Consider the following 16,732-nt stretch of genomic DNA (forward strand, 5'->3'; position numbering starts at 1 on the left):
GCGGCCAGCGCCAATTGTTTGAAACGACGGGATGTCATCACACCGAGCCCCACATGTCCTGATTCGATTCCGGGATGGATGGCCGCGCAACGGATGCCCGGGCTGCAGGCAGCCTGGGAATCCGTATCCGCGCCCGACAGGTCACTAGTAAACAGCAACCCGTTTTGACTTGGATCAAGTCTGCGCAGGGATCGCGCACGGACTTGATCTGAGTCAAAGATTACTGGCGCAGCGGGGCCACGGCAACCGGCGCATGCCTGTTTGGTGCCGCCGATCTACACTATGGCCCCCTGCGAACACTGCCTGCGGGCGCATGAGCATCGATTCCCCGACCGTTTCCGTCGCTCCCATCCTGTCCCCGGAGCTGGCCCCGCCCGCGCCGGATTCCCGCGCCGCGATCACCGCCGGCTGGATCCGCGACGAGGCCACCCACGTCCGCGAACTGCTGGAACAGGCCCGCCTGCCCGCCGCGGAGCGCGACGCCGCCCAGGCGGTGGCCGCCGACCTGGTCCGCCGGGTGCGCGCCCGCGCCCGCAACCAGGGCGTGGTGGAAGCCTTCATGCGCCAGTACGACCTTGGCAGCGAGGAGGGCGTGCTGTTGATGTGCGTGGCGGAGGCGCTGCTGCGCATCCCCGACCAGGCCACCGCCGACGCGCTGATCCGCGACAAGCTGGGTGACGCCAACTGGAAGCGCCACCTTGGCCAGTCGGACTCGGTGCTGGTCAACGCCTCCACCTGGGGCCTGATGCTGACCGGCAGGCTGGTCGACCTGGCCGACGACACCAAACGCGACGTCCACGGCGCATTCCAGCGTCTGGTCGGCCGCGCCGGCGAGCCGGTGATCCGGCTGGCCGTGCGCCAGGCGATGAAGATCATGGGACACCAGTTCGTGTTGGGTCGGACCATCGACGAGGCGCTGGCGCGCAGCCGCAAGGGCGACGGCGCGAACTACCGTTATTCCTTCGACATGCTGGGCGAAGGCGCGCTGACCACCAGGGATGCGCTGCGCTACCAGGAAGCCTACCGCAGCGCCATCCATGCGATCGGGCGCGACTACGCGCCGCACCGCCAGACCGCGCCCGACGCGGTGTTCGGCGCGCCCAGCATCTCGGTCAAGCTGTCCGCCCTGCACCCGCGCTATGAGCACGCCAAGCGCGCGCGCGTGCTGGACGAGCTGGGCGGCCGCCTGCTGGAACTGTCGCAGCTGGCCAAGCAGTACGACATCGGGCTGACCATCGACGCCGAGGAAACCGACAGGCTCGAACTCTCGCTGGACCTGATCTTCCAGGTGCTGGCGGACGCGTCGCTGCGCGGCTGGAACGGCTTCGGTATCGTCGTGCAGGCCTACCAGAAGCGCGCGCCGTTCGTGATCGACCACATCGCCGCCATGGCCGGCCAGCTGGGCCGGCGCATCCCGGTGCGGCTGGTCAAGGGCGCCTACTGGGATGCCGAGGTCAAGCGCGCGCAGATGGACGGGCAGGCCGGCTACCCGCTGTTCACCCGCAAGCAGAACACCGACGTCAGCTACATCGCCAATGCGCGCCGGCTGCTCGATGCGGGCGACGCGATCTACCCGATGTTCGCCACCCACAACGCGCAGACCATCGCCACCGTGCACCGGATGGCGCGGGCGATGCGCGGCCGCCGCGACTTCGAGTTCCAGAAGCTGCACGGCATGGGCGACGACCTGTACGCGGAAGTGATTCCGGCCGACCGGCTGGACGTCCCCTGCCGCGTGTACGCCCCGGTCGGCAGCCATGAGGACCTGCTGCCCTACCTGGTGCGCCGCCTGCTCGAGAACGGCGCCAACTCCAGCTTCGTCAACCGCATCACCGACGAGAGCATCCCGGTCGAGGAACTGATCCGCGATCCGGTGGAATTCGTGTCCTCGCTCGAACACATCCAGCACCCCCGCATCCCGCTGCCGGTCAACCTGTACCGCAGCCAGAACCAGCATCGAGACAATTCCATGGGCATCAACCTGGCCAATGACGACGCGCTGCGCGACCTTGCGGCGGCGATGAACAGCGCCGGCGCCGGCAGCTGGACCGCCGGCCCGCTGGTACCGGGCACCCAGCCCGCGGGCGAGAAGATCGCGGTCACCAACCCGGCCGACCGCCGCGAGGTGGTGGGCCACTGGCAGGCCAGCACCAGCGCCGAGGTCGAGCGCGCGCTGGCCAATGCGGTGGCCGCGCAGCCCGGCTGGGACGCCACCCCGGCCAGCTCGCGCGCCGCCCTGCTGGAACACGCCGCGGACCTGCTGGAGGCGCGCATGCCGGCCTACATGGCGATGTGCACCAAGGAAGCCGGCAAGACGCTGGCCGACGGCATCGCCGAAGTGCGCGAGGCGGTGGACTTCCTGCGCTACTACGCATTGCAGGCGCGCGAGCACTTCGCCCCGGTCGCCCTGCCCGGCCCCACCGGCGAATCCAACCAGCTGCAGCTGGCCGGGCGCGGCGTGTTCGCCTGCATCAGCCCGTGGAATTTCCCGCTGGCCATCTTCCTCGGCCAGATCGCGGCCGCGCTGGCCGCCGGCAATACCGTGATCGCCAAGCCGGCGGAGCAGACCAACCTCATCGGGTTTGCCGCGGTGAAGCTGCTGCACGAGGCCGGCATCCCGCAGGACGTGCTGCAGTACCTGCCCGGCGACGGCGCCACCGTCGGTGCCGCATTGACCCGCGACCCGCGCGTGGCCGGGGTGTGCTTCACCGGCTCCACCGAAACCGCGCGCCTGATCAACCGCGCGCTGGCCAGCCGCGAGGCCGGCCCGATCGCCACCCTGATCGCCGAGACCGGCGGCCAGAACGCGATGATCGCCGACAGCTCCTCGCTGCCCGAGCAGGTGGTCAAGGACGCGCTGGGTTCGGCCTTCACCTCCGCCGGCCAGCGCTGCTCGGCGGCGCGGGTGCTGCTGGTGCAGGACGACATCGCCGACAAGGTGATCAGCATGCTGGCTGGCGCGATGGCGGAGCTGAAGGTGGGCGACCCCGGCCTGCCGTCCACCGACGTCGGCCCGGTGATCGACACCGATGCCAAGTGCGTGCTCGACGAACACGCCAGCAGGATGCAGGGCTCGGCGAAATTCATCGCCCAGGCCACACTGGGCGAAGGCACCGAACACGGCACCTTCTTCGCGCCGACCGCGTGGGAGCTGCAGTCGATCGCGCAGCTGGACCGCGAGAAGTTCGGCCCCGCCCTGCACGTGGTGCGCTGGAAGGCGGACGAACTGGACGCGCTGATCGACACCATCAATGCCACCGGTTACGGCCTGACCCTGGGCATCCATTCGCGCATCGACGCCACCATCGACCGCATCGTGGCGCGCGCCAAGGTCGGCAACATCTACGTCAACCGCAACCAGATCGGCGCGGTGGTCGGGGTGCAGCCGTTCGGCGGCCAGGACCTGTCCGGCACCGGCCCCAAGGCCGGCGGCCCGCACTACCTGCCGCGCTTCGCCACCGAGAAGACGGTGACCGTCAACACCACCGCCGCCGGCGGCAACGCCAGCCTGCTGACCCTGGGCGACTGATCCGCCGCCCCGCGTCCCTTGCTGCAATCGAACGCCCCGCTACGGCGGGGTTTTTCATGCGCGCATTGCGAGAATGGAACGGGCGCCCTGTTGCATCGACGCGCAAAAAAGAAGCCCCGCTTGCGCGGGGCTCCCAGTCTTGCGGGGACGCGAAGATCAGAACTTGTAGTTCATGGAAGCGCCCAGCACGTCGCCCTGCACCTTGTACTTGCCGCTCAGCACGTTGCCGGTGGCGGTGACGGCGTTGACCGACGGATCGTTGGTCAGCAGGTGGGTGTAGCCGAAGTTGAACTCGGTCTTCTCCGACGGCATCCAGCCCAGGCCGAACGACAGCCAGGTGCGGGTGGTGTCGGGCACGCGGACGTCGCGGTGCGCGTTGTTGGTGGGGGTCTGGTCGTAACCCACGCCGCCACGCAGGGTGATGGTGTCGGACAGCTTGTACTCGGTGCCGATCGACGCGAAGGTGGTGTCGTCGTAACCGAACTCCAGCACGTTGTTGGGCTGGTTGGAGTCGAAGTCCACCGTCACCTGGTCGAACGACGGCGCCCATGCGGTGCGCGACACGTCGCCCATCACCGTCCAGCGGTCGTTGACGCGGTGGGTGATGCTGAGCGTGGCCGAGGCCGGCAGGGTCAGCGTGGCCTTGCCGCCGGAGTTGACGAAGGTGCCCGGCGCCTGCGTGGCCAGGAACGCCGCCACGTTGGCCGGCATGTCGAAGGTGGCCTTGCCGTTGCTGATGTCGTGCTCGACCTTGGAGCGGTAGCTCAGCGCGATGTTGGTGTCCTCGGTCACGCTGAAGGTCGCGCCCAGCACGTAGCCCCAACCGTTGTGGCTGCCTTCCAGGCTGGCGAAGCCGTCGGCGCTGCCCGGGTAGAAGCCCAGCAGGGCCATCTGCTGCGACGCGGCGGCGGCGGCGGCCTTGGCCTGCGCCGGCGAACCGCCACCCTGCAGCACCGCGGCGGCGGCCTTCTGCTGCGCGGAACCGTTGATCACCGCGCCCATGTCCACCGCATTGCTCAGCTCGATGGTCAGGTGTTCGTAGAACACGCTGGCGCCGAAGGAGACGTAGGGATTGACGTCATAGGAGAACGCCGCGCCCAGGTCGACCGCCTTCAGGTCGGTCTTGACGCCGTGGTAGCGGCCCACCCAGTCCTTGTCGTATTCGGTCTTGAAGCCGAACGGCGCGGTCAGCGACACGCCGAAATGCATGTTGTCGTTCTCGCCGAACGGCAGGTGGAAATACGCGGCCGGCACCGGCGCGATCATGCCGGCGTCGCCACCGTTGCCGCCGGAGATCGCGGTGCCCGTGCCCGGGCCGGTGGGGCCGTTGTTGCGCGCGCTGTAGCCATCCTGCAGCTTGGCCGAGAAGCTGATGGCGCTCAGGTCGGTCTGGAACTGGCGGCCGTTGAGCAGGCGCATCGAAGCGGGGTTGGTGGCCACCACGGAGGCGTCGCCCCAGGCGCTGGTGGAACCGGCGAACGCGCGGCCGAGGCCCTTGGCGCTGTTCTCCTTGAGCTGGAACGCGGCGGCATCGGCATGACCCCAGGCGAGGACGCCCGCGATGCCGACGGCCAGAGCGGTGAGACGGGCGAGCGTGGAAGCAGTATGCATGGCAGGAACTCTCTCCGATGGTGTTGGTTTTATGGGCATTGCACGCGCATCAACCGGCACAATTGCAGGTCTTCTGCATGCCCGGGCGAGCGGTACCCGCCCGACATACGACGCCGTATGTGACTATATCGCAATTTAACCGCCCTATAACATCCCGCCACCGAGTCCTCAATCAACACCATGTTCGTCGGCATCCGCCCGCGCCAGCACCGGCTCATCCTGTGGGCCACCCCGCTGCTGTTCGCCAGCCTGTGGCTGAGCTACGTGGTGGCGACGCTGCGCGCGCCCGCCGGGCGCGCCGCCACGGCGCTGGACTGGGGCGTGCTCACCGGCGGCCTGAACAGCGTGGAGGCCTGGCGGAACGCGTTGGCGGATGGCAGCGTGCTGCGGCTGTTCTCGGGCCTGTTCCTGCACGCGGACTGGCTGCACCTGCTCGGCAACCTGGTGTTCCTGCTGATCTTCGGCCTGCCGGCGGAGCGCACCATGGGCGGCTGGCGCTTCCTGCTGCTGTTCCTGCTCGGCGGCGCGTTCTCCAACCTGGCGGCGGTGCTCGCCATCGGCGCGCCGGACCGGGTGGTGATCGGCGCCAGCGGCGCGGTATCGGCGCTGATCGGCGCCTATCTGGCGCTGTTCCCGGGCGCGCGCCTGGGCGTGGTGCTGCCGCTGGGGCTGTTCCTGCAGTTCGTGCGGGTGCCGGCGTTCCTGCTGATCGGCATGTGGGCCCTGCTGCAGTTCGGCTTCGCCTACAGCGGACCGGCGTTCGGCGCGGTGGCCTGGCCGGCGCATGTGGCCGGCTTCGTGTTCGGCGTGCTGTTCGCCCTGCTCACCCGCGCCGCCATCGCGCGCCGGCTGCGCCGCAGCCGCGGCTACTAGCCCGACAGATCCCGGTCCGACTCAGGGCTTGCTGGCGGGCTTGGGCGCCTGCGTCATCCCCGCCATGCGCTTCAGTTCAACCAGCGCGGCCTCGATCGGCTTGGCGCCGGGCAGTACTTCGCCCGCGTTGTCGCCTTCCATCGCCCCGGTCTCGGCCGCCAGGTGGCCCGGCAACACCGCTTCGCTGACCGGCGCAGGCCGCCGTTGCCCGCCCTCCGGATGCAGGACCACGTCCGGCTCGATGCCGCGTGCCTGGATCGAATGCCCGCTGGGCGTGTAGTAGCGCGCGGTGGTGAGCTTGATCGAATCGCCGTTGTCCAGCGGCAGCAGGGTCTGCACGGAGCCCTTGCCGAAGGTTCGGCTGCCGACCACGCGCGCGCGCTTGTTGTCGTGCAGCGCGCCGGCCAGCACCTCGGCGGCGCTGGCCGAACCCGCGTCCACCAGCACCACCACAGGCGCACCATGCAGGCGGTCACCGGGCGTGGCATCGAAGCGGCTGTCGCCGATGGTTTCGCGCCCGCGTGTGCTGACGATGCCACCGTTTTCCAGCAGCTCGTCGGCGATCTGCACGGCGCCGATCAGCAGCCCGCCCGGGTTGCTGCGCAGGTCCAGCAGCAGGCCGCGCAGCGGCGCGTCCTTCTGCAGCGCGTCCAGCTGCTTGTTGAAGTCGGCCGCGGTCGAGGCTTGGAAACTGGAGATGCGCAGATAGCCAAGGCCCGGCTCGAGCATGCGCGAACGCACGCTGGTGGCGCGGATGGTGTCGCGCATCAGGGTCAGGTCGAACGGTTCGCGCACGCCCTCGCGCAGCACCTTCACCACCACCTTGGTGCCGGCCTTGCCGCGCAGCGGCGCGGAGGCATCGCTTTGCCCGGTCTTCAACATCTTGCCGTCGATGGCGACGATGCGGTCGCCGCTGCGCAGCCCGGCCCGCGCGGCGGGGCTGTCGTCCAGCGGCGCGATGACCCGCAGGGTGCCGTCCGGCAGCTGCTGCAGCTCGACCCCCACGCCGTCGTAACTGCCGCGGGTCTGCTCGTCGAACTGCTCCGCGTCGGCCTTTTCCAGATATGCGCTGTGCGGGTCGAGATCGAACAGCAGGCCGCGCACCGCCGACGCCATCAACTCACGGTCGTTGACTGGATCGACATAGGCTTGGCGGATCGCGTTGAACACGGTGACGTAGCGGCGGATCTCGTCCAGCGGCACCTTGGCAGCCTCCGCCTCCACCGCGTCCGGATCGTCGCTGGCGCGCGCGGCATCCTGCGCCGCGTCCGGGGTTGCGTCCTCCGCTGGTGGCTGCGCCGGCGCCTCCTGCGCAGCCACCAACGGGGCATACAGGGCGACCGAGATCAGAAGGGAAAGAAGCCAGGCCCGCATGCGTTGCTCCGTGTGGCTGCGTCGGTGGATCCGTCGGACGGTTCGGCCCGCGCCAACCGGCCCGGGTTCCCCATCATGCCTGCGAACCGCGCGCAGGCGGCGTCATTGCCGCGTCAACCAGCCGGACGGGTTCACCGGCGTGCCGTTGCGGCGCAGCTCGAAATACAGTGCCGGGCGCTCCTGTCCCCCCGAGCTGCCCACGGCGGCCAGTGCGTCGCCGCGCCGGACCGCATCGCCCGCCGCGCGCAGCAGGCTGTCGTTGTGCGCGTACAGACTCATGTAGCCATTGCCGTGGTCGATGATGAGGATGTTGCCGTAGCCGGTCATCCAGTCGGCGAACACCACGGTACCGTCGGCTACCGCCTTGACCGCGGTGCCGGCGGGCGCGGCGATCAGCACGCCGTCGCTGCGCCGGCCATCCGGCAGGCGGCCACCAAACGCGGCCAGCAGGCTGCCCGACACCGGCCAGCTCAGGCCGCCCACGCGCATCGCCGGTGCACTGGCGACCGCGTTGCGCTTCGGCGCCGGCTTGCCGGTCGACCTGGCCTGCCGCTCCGCCTCGCGACGGGCGCGCTCGGCCTCGCGTGCAGCCTTCGCCGCGGCGGCGCGCAGCTGCGCCAGCAGGTTCTGCAACGCCTTTGCATCCCGGCCGAGGGCTTTCTCGCGCTCGGTGCGATCACGGTACTGCTGGTCAAGCTGGGCCAACAGGCCGGCGCGCTGCTGGCGGGCGGCCTGCAGCTGCGCGAGCTGCTCGGCCTGCCTGCGGCCTGCCGCATCCAGCGCGCTGCGACGCTGCAGGATCTCGTCCTCCAGCGCCTGCAGCCGTGCGATCTCCGCGCCGAGTACGCGGATGCGTTCGACCTGGGCGCGCTGCAGGTAGCCCTGATAGGTCAACGCACGCTCGGCTTCGGCCACCCGGTCCTGCGCCAGCAGTGCCTTCAGCGGCGCCGCTTCGCCGGCGAACTGCGCCGCCCGCAGCAGTTTCGCCAGCTCCGCGCGCTTGTCCGCGAGATCGCCGGCATGCCGCTGGCGCTCTTCCTGCAACTGCACCAACGCCTCCGCGTCCCGGCGCATCTGCACGCGGGTCTGTTGCAGGGCGCGCTCGGTGCCGCCTACCTGCTGGTCGGCCTCGCGCAGCTTGCGGCTGGCGTCGCCACGCTGGCCCTCCAGCCTGCGCCGCTGCGCGGCAACCTCGCGCAGCTCGCCGCGCACGCTCTGCAGGCGCTTCTCGGCGTCCTTCGCGTCCTGCGCACGCAGGCCGCCGGCGAGCGCCAGCAGGCAGGTGGCAACGGCGACGACCAGGCGCATCAGGCCGGCAGCAGCAGGCTCTGCCCGCTCATTTCCGCGGGCTGCCGCAGCCCCAGCAGATCGAGCAGGGTGGGTGCGACGTCACGCAGGGCGCCGCCCTCGCGCAGGGTGGCGTGGCGCTCACCCACGTACACCAGCGGCACCGGGCCGACGGTATGCGCGGTGTGCGGCTGGCCGGTGGCGGGGTCGCGCATCATCTCGAGGTTGCCGTGGTCGGCGGTGATCAACACCGCGCCACCGGCCGCGCGCACCGCCGCCACGATCTGGCCGATCGCCACGTCCACCGCCTGCGCGGCAAGGATGGCGGCCTCGAGGATGCCGCTATGGCCGACCATGTCCGGATTGGCGATGTTGCACACGATCGCGTCGAAGCCACCGCCATTGATGGCATCAACCAGCTTGGTGGTCAGTTCGGGGCAGCTCATTTCCGGCTGCAGGTCGTAGGTGGCCACCTGCGGGCTGGGGATCAGGATGCGCTGCTCGCCGTCGAACAAATCCTCGCGGCCGCCACTGAAGAAGAAGGTCACATGTGCGTATTTCTCGGTTTCGGCGATGCGCAGCTGGGTCCTGCCGGCGGCGGCCAGCACTTCGCCAAAGGTATGGCGCAGGTCGTCCGGAGCGAACGCCAGCGATGCAGGCAGCTTGGCGTCGTATTCGCTCAGGCAGACGAAGCGCACCAGCGCCGGGCGGCGCGCGGCAAAACCGTCGAAGCCCGGCTCGACGAACGCGGCGGTCAACTGGCGGGCGCGGTCGGCGCGGAAGTTCATGAACACCACCGCGTCGCCATCGCGCATCGGCTGCGCGCCGTCCAAGACCGTCGGAGCGACAAATTCATCGTTTTCGCCGCGCGCATAGGCCGCTTGCAACGCCGCCAGCGCATCGGCAGCGTGCTGCCCGCTTTTGCCTTCGACGATGGCATCCCAGGCGCGACGCACGCGGTCCCATCGCCTGTCGCGATCCATTGCGTAGTAGCGCCCACCGACCGTGGCGACGTGCGCATTGCCGAGCCTGGCGCACAGCGCCTGCAGGGTGCGCAGGCTGGGCTCGGCCGATTGCGGCGGCGTGTCGCGCCCATCCAGGAACGCGTGCACTGCAACCCGCGCTACGCCGGCGCGCTGGGCCAGCTCCAGCATCGCGAACAGGTGCTGCTCGTGGCTGTGCACGCCGCCGGGCGACAGCAGCCCCATCACGTGCAGGGTGCCGCCACTGGCCTTCACCGCATCGCAGGCGGCATTGAGTTCGACGTTCGCGAAGAAGCTGCGGTCCTCGATCGCGGCGTCGACGCGGGTCAGGTCCTGGTAGACGATGCGGCCGGCGCCGAGGTTCATGTGGCCGACCTCGGAATTGCCCATCTGCCCGTCCGGCAGGCCGACGAAACGGCCTTCGGTGTGGATCAGGGTGTGCGGGCAGGTCGCCAGCAGCTGGCGCCAGTGCGGCAGGTCGGCCAGCGCCAGCGCGTTGTCGGCGGTTTCCTCGCGGTGGCCCCAACCGTCCAGGATCAGCAGGACAACCGGCCTGGGGGACCCGGTTGCTCCGGGATGCGACGGGATCGTGGACACGTGGTTCCTGCGGGCTGTGCGATGGTGGGGGAAATCGAATTGTACCGGCGTGTAAACCCTGCGCCTGCAGGACGCATCCCAGTGGTATCCCCAACAGGCCCCGGAGGCCCGGATGAACCGTTTCCTGATCTGCACCATCCTGGTGGCGGCCAGCGCCGCTGCCTTCGCCTCGCCCCAGGCCATCGACACCCGCCGCGACATCGACAAGGTCAATGGCGGCATCACCGCCGAGGCCGGCCGGGCCTATGGCGACCTCGGCACGGTGAACGGCGGTATCCAGCTGGACCGCGGCGCCAGCGCCGATGAGGTGGAGACGGTCAACGGCGGCATCACCGCGGGCGACGAGGTCAGCGCGAGCGAGGTGTCCACGGTCAACGGTGGCATCCGCTTCGGGCGCGACGGGCGGATCAGCGGCAACCTGGAAACGGTGAACGGCGGCGTCTTCGCCGACCGCGGGACGCGGGTGGGTGGTGACGTCAGCACCGTCAATGGCGCGATCGGGCTGGTCGGCACCACCGTGGATGGGCGCATCGAAACGGTGAACGGCGACGTCACCGTCGGTGCCGATTCGCGGGTGGCGCTTGGCATCCGCATCGAGAAGCCGAAGGGCAACTTCGGTCTCAATTTCGGCAAGCACAAGACCCCGCGCGTGGTCATCGGGCCGAATGCGGTGGTCGAGGGGCCGATGGTGTTCGAACGCGAGGTGAAGCTCTACGTGCACGCCAGCGCCCGCATCGGCAGCGTCAGCGGTGCTACCCCGGTGCGCTACGACGGCGCCACCCCGCCGAAGGACTGACCGGCCCGCCGGGCGGCCACCCCGGCTTGGATAGAATCGCGGGACATCCGAACGGAGTCCCGCGATGCTGCGTGCCACCTCGTTGTCCATTGTCCTGCTGGCGCTGTGCGCCTGCGGGTCCCGCGCCCCCGCACCGCAGGCTGCGGGCGTCGCTGCGCCGGATGCGCGCGGCCCCACCGCCAACGCCGGCAACCATGCCTTCCAGGACGCCATCACTGCGGACGATTTCGCCGCCCACGTGCAGGCGCTGGCCTCCGACGATTTCGCCGGCCGTGGGCCAGGCAGCATCGGCGAGGAGCGGACGGTCGACTACATCAAGGCGCAGTTCGCCCGCATCGGCCTGCAGCCCGGCAATGGCGGCGACTGGTTCCAGACCGTACCGATGATGGAAACCACCGCCGATGAATCAGCCGTGCTCGGGCTGGAGGTCGGCGGCACTCACCAGCAGCTGAAATTCGGCGACGACATGGTGGTTGGCACCCGCACCGGCCAGGCCCGCGTCAGCCTCAAGGACAGCCAGCTGGTCTTCGTGGGCTACGGCGTGGACGCCCCGGAACGCAACTGGAACGACTACGCCGGCGTCGACGTCAAGGGCAAGACCGTGGTGATGCTGGTGAACGACCCCGGCTTCCACGGCCACGACGCGCGCCTCTTCGATGGCGACCGGATGACCTGGTACGGCCGTTGGACCTACAAGTTCGAGGAAGCCGCGCGCAAGGGTGCGGCTGCGGCGCTGATCATCCATGACACCGCCGGCGCCTCCTACGGCTGGGATGTGGTGCGCAACTCCTGGTCCGGCCCACAGTACGACCTGCCGGCGAAAGACGACCCGGCGCCGCGCCTGCCGGTGCAGGGCTGGATCACCGGCGAGGCCGCCGACGCGCTGTTCAAGGCGGCCGGGCAGGACCTCGCCAGATTGCGCGCCGCGGCCGGACGGCCGGGCTTCCGGGCGGTGCCGCTGGACGCCAGCGCTTCGATCGAGCTGGCAAGCCGCAGCGTCGAAAAACGTTCGCGCAACGTGCTTGGCCTGTTGCCGGGCAGCGAAAAACCCGACGAAGCCATCGTCTACATGGCGCACTGGGATCACCTCGGTACCCACGAGGGCGAAACCGGCGATGCCATCTACAACGGTGCCGTGGACAATGCCACCGGCGTGGCCGGCATCCTCGAGATTGCCGAGGCCCTGCGCAAGGCGCCCACCCCGCCCAAGCGCTCGGTGCTGTTCCTGGCGGTGACGCTGGAGGAATCCGGGCTGCTCGGCTCGAAGTACTACGTGGCCCATCCGGTGATCCCGCTCGCGCAGACCGTGGCGGTGATCAACCTTGACGCGATGGCGCCGGTTGGAAAAGCGCGAGACCTCACCGTGGTCGGGAAGGGCAGCTCGCAGCTGGAAGACCTGCTGAAGGCTGCCACCGACCGGCAGAAGCGCCGGCTGGTGGAGGAGTCACACCCCGCCGCCGGCTACTACTTCCGTTCCGACCACTTCAACTTCGCCAAGGCGGGCGTACCGGCGCTGTACATCGGCAGCGGCAGCGATCTGGTCGAAGGCGGCGCCGCGGCGGGCGAAGCCGCGAGCCGCGATTACAACGAACAGCGCTACCACAAGCCCGGCGACCAGTACGACCCGGCCAGCTGGAAGCTGGACGGCATCGTGGAGGACCTCGAAGCGGTGCGGTCTGTCGGCGAGACCCTGGCAAACAGCGGCCAGTGGCCCAACTGGCGCGATGGCAACCCCTTCAAGGCCGCCCGCGACGCAGCGCGTCCGACGGCAACGACCATCGCCAGGTAATTGCGCCCGCCATCCCGGTCCTGTCACGCCCGGGCTAGACTCCCGGCATCCACCTGCCGGGAGTTCCTCATGCTCATCGCCTACGGTTGCATCATCGTCGCGGCCTGCCTGCCCTACCTGTGGGCGGTGCTGGCCAAGACCTCCGCCCCCGGCTACAACAACAAGGACCCGCGCGGCTGGGTCGCCAGGCAGGAGAGCTACCGGGTGCGCAATGCGTACGCCGCCCACCTCAACGCCTTCGAAGCCTTTCCCGCGTTCGCCGCTGCGGTGCTGATGGCGCAGTTCGCCCAGGTCGATGCCCAGCATGTCGCCTGGCTGTCGATGGCGTTCATCGCCTTCCGCATCCTCCACGGCATCTTCTATCTGGCCGCCCTGCAGGCACTGCGCAGCCTTGCCTGGCTGGGCGGATTCGCCAGCGTGATTGCACTGATGCTGCTGGCAGCGCTGAACGTCGGCGGCTGAAAACCAGCATTGCAACCAGTACCGGATCATGCGCGCCGCAAACTAGAAAAAGAAGCTCCTGCTACGACCGCCGTCATCCCCGGCTGTTTATCCGGGTGTTTGTGGATATTGGGGTGCAAGAAAGACAAAACCCCAGCTCGATGAGCTGGGGTTTTGCGGGATAAAGACCCTGGCGATGACCTACTCTTGCATGCGGATGCACACTACCATCGGCGCAGCTGTGTTTCACTTCCGAGTTCGGGATGGGATCGGGTGGTACCACAGCGCTGTTATCACCAGGGAGAGGGTGGAGGGTCGCTGGCCGTCTATACGGTAGCGCCACGCTCTCAAGGGGGGGAAGAAGAGTGAACGAGCGTTTGGAGCAAGCCATCAACGTGTTGAGGCCAAGGGTTACTTCGCGAGGCGAAGCAACTTGAGGTGATATGGTCAAGCCACACGGATCATTAGTACAGGTAAGCTCAACGCATTACTGCGCTTACACACCCTGCCTATCAACCACCTGGTCTTGATGGTTCCTTCAGGGGGCTTGTGCCCCGGGAGATCTCATCTTGAGGCGCGCTTCCCGCTTAGATGCTTTCAGCGGTTATCGCTTCCGAACATAGCTACCCGGCAGTGCCACTGGCGTGACAACCGGAACACCAGAGGTTCGTCCACTCCGGTCCTCTCGTACTAGGAGCAGCCCCTCTCAAATCTCCAACGCCCATGACAGATAGGGACCGAACTGTCTCACGACGTTCTGAACCCAGCTCGCGTACCACTTTAAATGGCGAACAGCCATACCCTTGGGACCGACTACAGCCCCAGGATGTGATGAGCCGACATCGAGGTGCCAAACACCGCCGTCGATATGAACTCTTGGGCGGTATCAGCCTGTTATCCCCGGAGTACCTTTTATCCGTTGAGCGATGGCCCTTCCATACAGAACCACCGGATCACTAAGTCCTAGTTTCCTACCTGCTTGATCCGTCGATCTTGCAGTCAAGCACGCTTATGCCTTTGCACACAGTGCGCGATGTCCGACCGCGCTGAGCGTACCTTCGAGCTCCTCCGTTACTCTTTGGGAGGAGACCGCCCCAGTCAAACTACCCACCATACACGGTCCCCGACCCGGATTACGGGCCCAGGTTAGAACGTCAAGCACATCAGGGTGGTATTTCAAGGTTGGCTCCATGCCAGCTAGCGCCGACACTTCACAGCCTCCCACCTATCCTACACAGACGAACTCAACGTTCAGTGTAAAGCTATAGTAAAGGTTCACGGGGTCTTTCCGTCTTGCCACGGGAACGCTGCATCTTCACAGCGATTTCAATTTCACTGAGTCTCGGGTGGAGACAGTGCCGCCATCGTTACGCCATTCGTGCAGGTCGGAACTTACCCGACAAGGAATTTCGCTACCTTAGGACCGTTATAGTTACGGCCGCCGTTTACCGGGGCTTCGATCAAGAGCTTCGCTTTCGCTGACCCCATCAATTAACCTTCCGGCACCGGGCAGGCGTCACACCCTATACGTCCACTTTCGTGTTTGCAGAGTGCTGTGTTTTTGATAAACAGTCGCAGCGGCCTGGTTACTTCGGCCTCCTTCAGCTATTCACCATAGGAGGCGCACCTTCTCCCGAAGTTACGGTGCTATTTTGCCTAGTTCCTTCACCCGAGTTCTCTCAAGCGCCTGAGAATTCTCATCCTGCCCACCTGTGTCGGTTTACGGTACGGTCTGTGCAAACTGAAGCTTAGGAGCTTTTCCTGGAAGCGTGATATCAGCAGCTCTGTCCAATTGGACTCGTCCTTGGTCTCAACGTTGCGCTCCCGGATTTGCCTAAGAGCACCGCCTCAACCCTCTCACCGGGACAACCAACGCCCGGCCTGCCTAACCTTCTCCGTCCCTCCATCGCATTTGCACGAGGTGCTGGAATATTAACCAGCTTCCCATCGACTACGCATTTCTGCCTCGCCTTAGGGGCCGACTCACCCTGCGTCGATTAACGTTGCGCAAGGAAACCTTGGGCTTTCGGCGTGCGGGCTTTTCACCCGCATTATCGTTACTCATGTCAGCATTCGCACTTCCGATACCTCCAGCAGACTTTACAATCCACCTTCGCAGGCCTACGGAACGCTCCTCTACCGCGCATACAAAGTATGCACCCCAAGCTTCGGTTTACCGCTTAGCCCCGTTAAATCTTCCGCGCAGACCGACTCGACCAGTGAGCTATTACGCTTTCTTTAAAGGGTGGCTGCTTCTAAGCCAACCTCCTGGCTGTCTGTGCCTTTCCACATCGTTTTCCACTCAGCGGTAATTTGGGACCTTAGCTGTGGGTCTGGGTTGTTTCCCTTTTCACGACGAACGTTAGCACCCGCCGTGTGTCTCCCGTACAGTCCGTCTCGGTATTCGGAGTTTGCAATGGTTTGGTAAGTCGCGATGACCCCCTAGCCATAACAGTGCTCTACCCCCGAGAGGATACATACGAGGCGCTACCTAAATAGCTTTCGAGGAGAACCAGCTATCTCCGGGTTCGATTAGCTTTTCACTCCTAATCACACCTCATCCCCGACCTTTGCAACGGGCGTGGGTTCGGGCCTCCAGTACCTGTTACGGTACCTTCACCCTGGGCATGACTAGATCACCCGGTTTCGGGTCTACTGCCCGCGACTATGCGCCCTTATCAGACTCGGTTTCCCTTCGCCTCCCCTATACGGTTAAGCTCGCCACGAACAGTAAGTCGCTGACCCATTATACAAAAGGTACGCCGTCACCCTTGCGGGCTCCGACTGCTTGTACGCACACGGTTTCAGGGTCTATTTCACTCCCCTCGCCGGGGTTCTTTTCGCCTTTCCCTCACGGTACTGGTTCACTATCGGTCGGTCAGGAGTATTTAGCCTTGGAGGATGGTCCCCCCATGTTCAGACAGGGTTTCACGTGCCCCGCCCTACTCAATTTCATCGATCAGGCCCTTTCGCATACGGGGCTATCACCCGCTATGGCCACACTTTCCAGAGTGTTTTGCTAAAACAAGATCGACTTTTGGGCTAGTCCGCGTTCGCTCGTCGCTACTTACGGAATCTCGGTTGATTTCTTTTCCTACGGTTACTTAGATATTTCAGTTCACCGCGTTCGCCTTGCATGGCTATGTATTCACCATGCAATACCCTTGCGGGTGGGTTTCCCCATTCGGACATCGCCGGATCAAAGCTTATTGCCAGCTCCCCGACGCTTTTCGCAGGCTATCACGTCCTTCATCGCCTCTGACCGCCAAGGCATCCACCGTGTGCGCTTATTCGCTTGACCATATCACCCCAAGTTGCCTCGGGACGACACGTACCAGCGAATGGTACGACTATCACTTGATAAAAACGGCTTACGCCGTTTCGCCTCAGCCTCGACACGTTGCAAGACTTACGTCTCAAACGCTCGTTTGACTCTTCTTCCCTATTTTCAA

9 protein-coding genes and 2 rRNA genes are annotated in these 16,732 nt (G+C 66.5%); 5 read left to right on the top strand and 6 right to left on the bottom strand.

The window, feature by feature from the left end; all coding sequences use genetic code 11:
• The first annotated feature begins 313 nt into the window (after nt 1-313).
• Nucleotides 314-3,529 carry a bifunctional proline dehydrogenase/L-glutamate gamma-semialdehyde dehydrogenase PutA gene (gene putA / locus ICG51_RS05020; protein ID WP_190281924.1) on the top strand — a complete coding sequence of 1,072 codons (3,216 nt, stop codon included), beginning with the start codon at nt 314-316 and terminating at the stop codon, nt 3,527-3,529.
• A gap of 156 nt (nt 3,530-3,685) precedes the next feature.
• Here the strand turns inward: putA and ICG51_RS05025 are convergent, their stop codons facing one another.
• On the bottom strand, nt 3,686-5,140 hold the full coding sequence (locus ICG51_RS05025) for an outer membrane protein transport protein (protein ID WP_190281925.1): 1,455 nt from the start codon (nt 5,138-5,140) through the stop codon (nt 3,686-3,688).
• Nucleotides 5,141-5,320: 180 nt separating this feature from the next.
• On the opposite strand from ICG51_RS05025, the gene ICG51_RS05030 reads away from it, so the two are divergent.
• Complete coding sequence (locus ICG51_RS05030) at nt 5,321-6,013, top strand: rhomboid family intramembrane serine protease (RefSeq protein WP_190281926.1); 693 nt, start codon at nt 5,321-5,323, stop codon at nt 6,011-6,013.
• Between the two features lie 21 nt (nt 6,014-6,034).
• Here the strand turns inward: ICG51_RS05030 and ICG51_RS05035 are convergent, their stop codons facing one another.
• The 3 genes from ICG51_RS05035 to gpmI all read right to left on the bottom strand — a co-directional run bounded on the left by ICG51_RS05035 (nt 6,035) and on the right by gpmI (nt 10,254).
• Nucleotides 6,035-7,387, bottom strand: coding sequence for a S41 family peptidase (locus ICG51_RS05035; RefSeq protein WP_190281927.1), 1,353 nt, complete (start codon nt 7,385-7,387; stop codon nt 6,035-6,037).
• 102 nt (nt 7,388-7,489) lie between these two features.
• Nucleotides 7,490-8,695 carry a peptidoglycan DD-metalloendopeptidase family protein gene (locus tag ICG51_RS05040; RefSeq protein ID WP_190281928.1) on the bottom strand — a complete coding sequence of 402 codons (1,206 nt, stop codon included), beginning with the start codon at nt 8,693-8,695 and terminating at the stop codon, nt 7,490-7,492.
• A complete protein-coding gene (gene gpmI, locus ICG51_RS05045; RefSeq protein WP_223809519.1) occupies nt 8,695-10,254 on the bottom strand; it encodes a 2,3-bisphosphoglycerate-independent phosphoglycerate mutase in 1,560 nt (519 codons plus the stop codon). Before gpmI ends, ICG51_RS05040 begins: the two co-directional genes overlap by 1 nt.
• Nucleotides 10,255-10,366: 112 nt before the next feature.
• Between gpmI and ICG51_RS05050 the strand changes: the two genes are divergently transcribed.
• The 3 genes from ICG51_RS05050 (at nt 10,367) to ICG51_RS05060 (ending at nt 13,301) form a co-directional block, all read left to right on the top strand.
• Nucleotides 10,367-11,050 carry a hypothetical protein gene (locus ICG51_RS05050; RefSeq protein ID WP_223809520.1) on the top strand — a complete coding sequence of 228 codons (684 nt, stop codon included), beginning with the start codon at nt 10,367-10,369 and terminating at the stop codon, nt 11,048-11,050.
• Nucleotides 11,051-11,114: 64 nt separating this feature from the next.
• Entirely contained in the window at nt 11,115-12,839 is a 1,725-nt protein-coding gene (locus ICG51_RS05055; protein ID WP_190281930.1) for a M28 family metallopeptidase, read from the top strand.
• 69 nt (nt 12,840-12,908) lie between these two features.
• Nucleotides 12,909-13,301 (top strand): MAPEG family protein, encoded by a 393-nt coding sequence (locus ICG51_RS05060; protein WP_190281931.1) that lies wholly within the window; start codon nt 12,909-12,911, stop codon nt 13,299-13,301.
• Between the two features lie 167 nt (nt 13,302-13,468).
• Here ICG51_RS05060 and rrf read toward each other — a convergent pair.
• Nucleotides 13,469-13,581: ribosomal RNA gene (rrf, locus tag ICG51_RS05065) — 5S ribosomal RNA — on the bottom strand.
• A 142-nt stretch (nt 13,582-13,723) separates the two neighbouring features.
• Nucleotides 13,724-16,581, bottom strand: a 23S ribosomal RNA gene (locus ICG51_RS05070).
• Between the last annotated feature and the right edge of the window lie 151 nt (nt 16,582-16,732).

This window comes from Thermomonas sp. XSG, from assembly GCF_014678725.1.
In the GTDB taxonomy this organism is placed as follows: domain Bacteria; phylum Pseudomonadota; class Gammaproteobacteria; order Xanthomonadales; family Xanthomonadaceae; genus Thermomonas.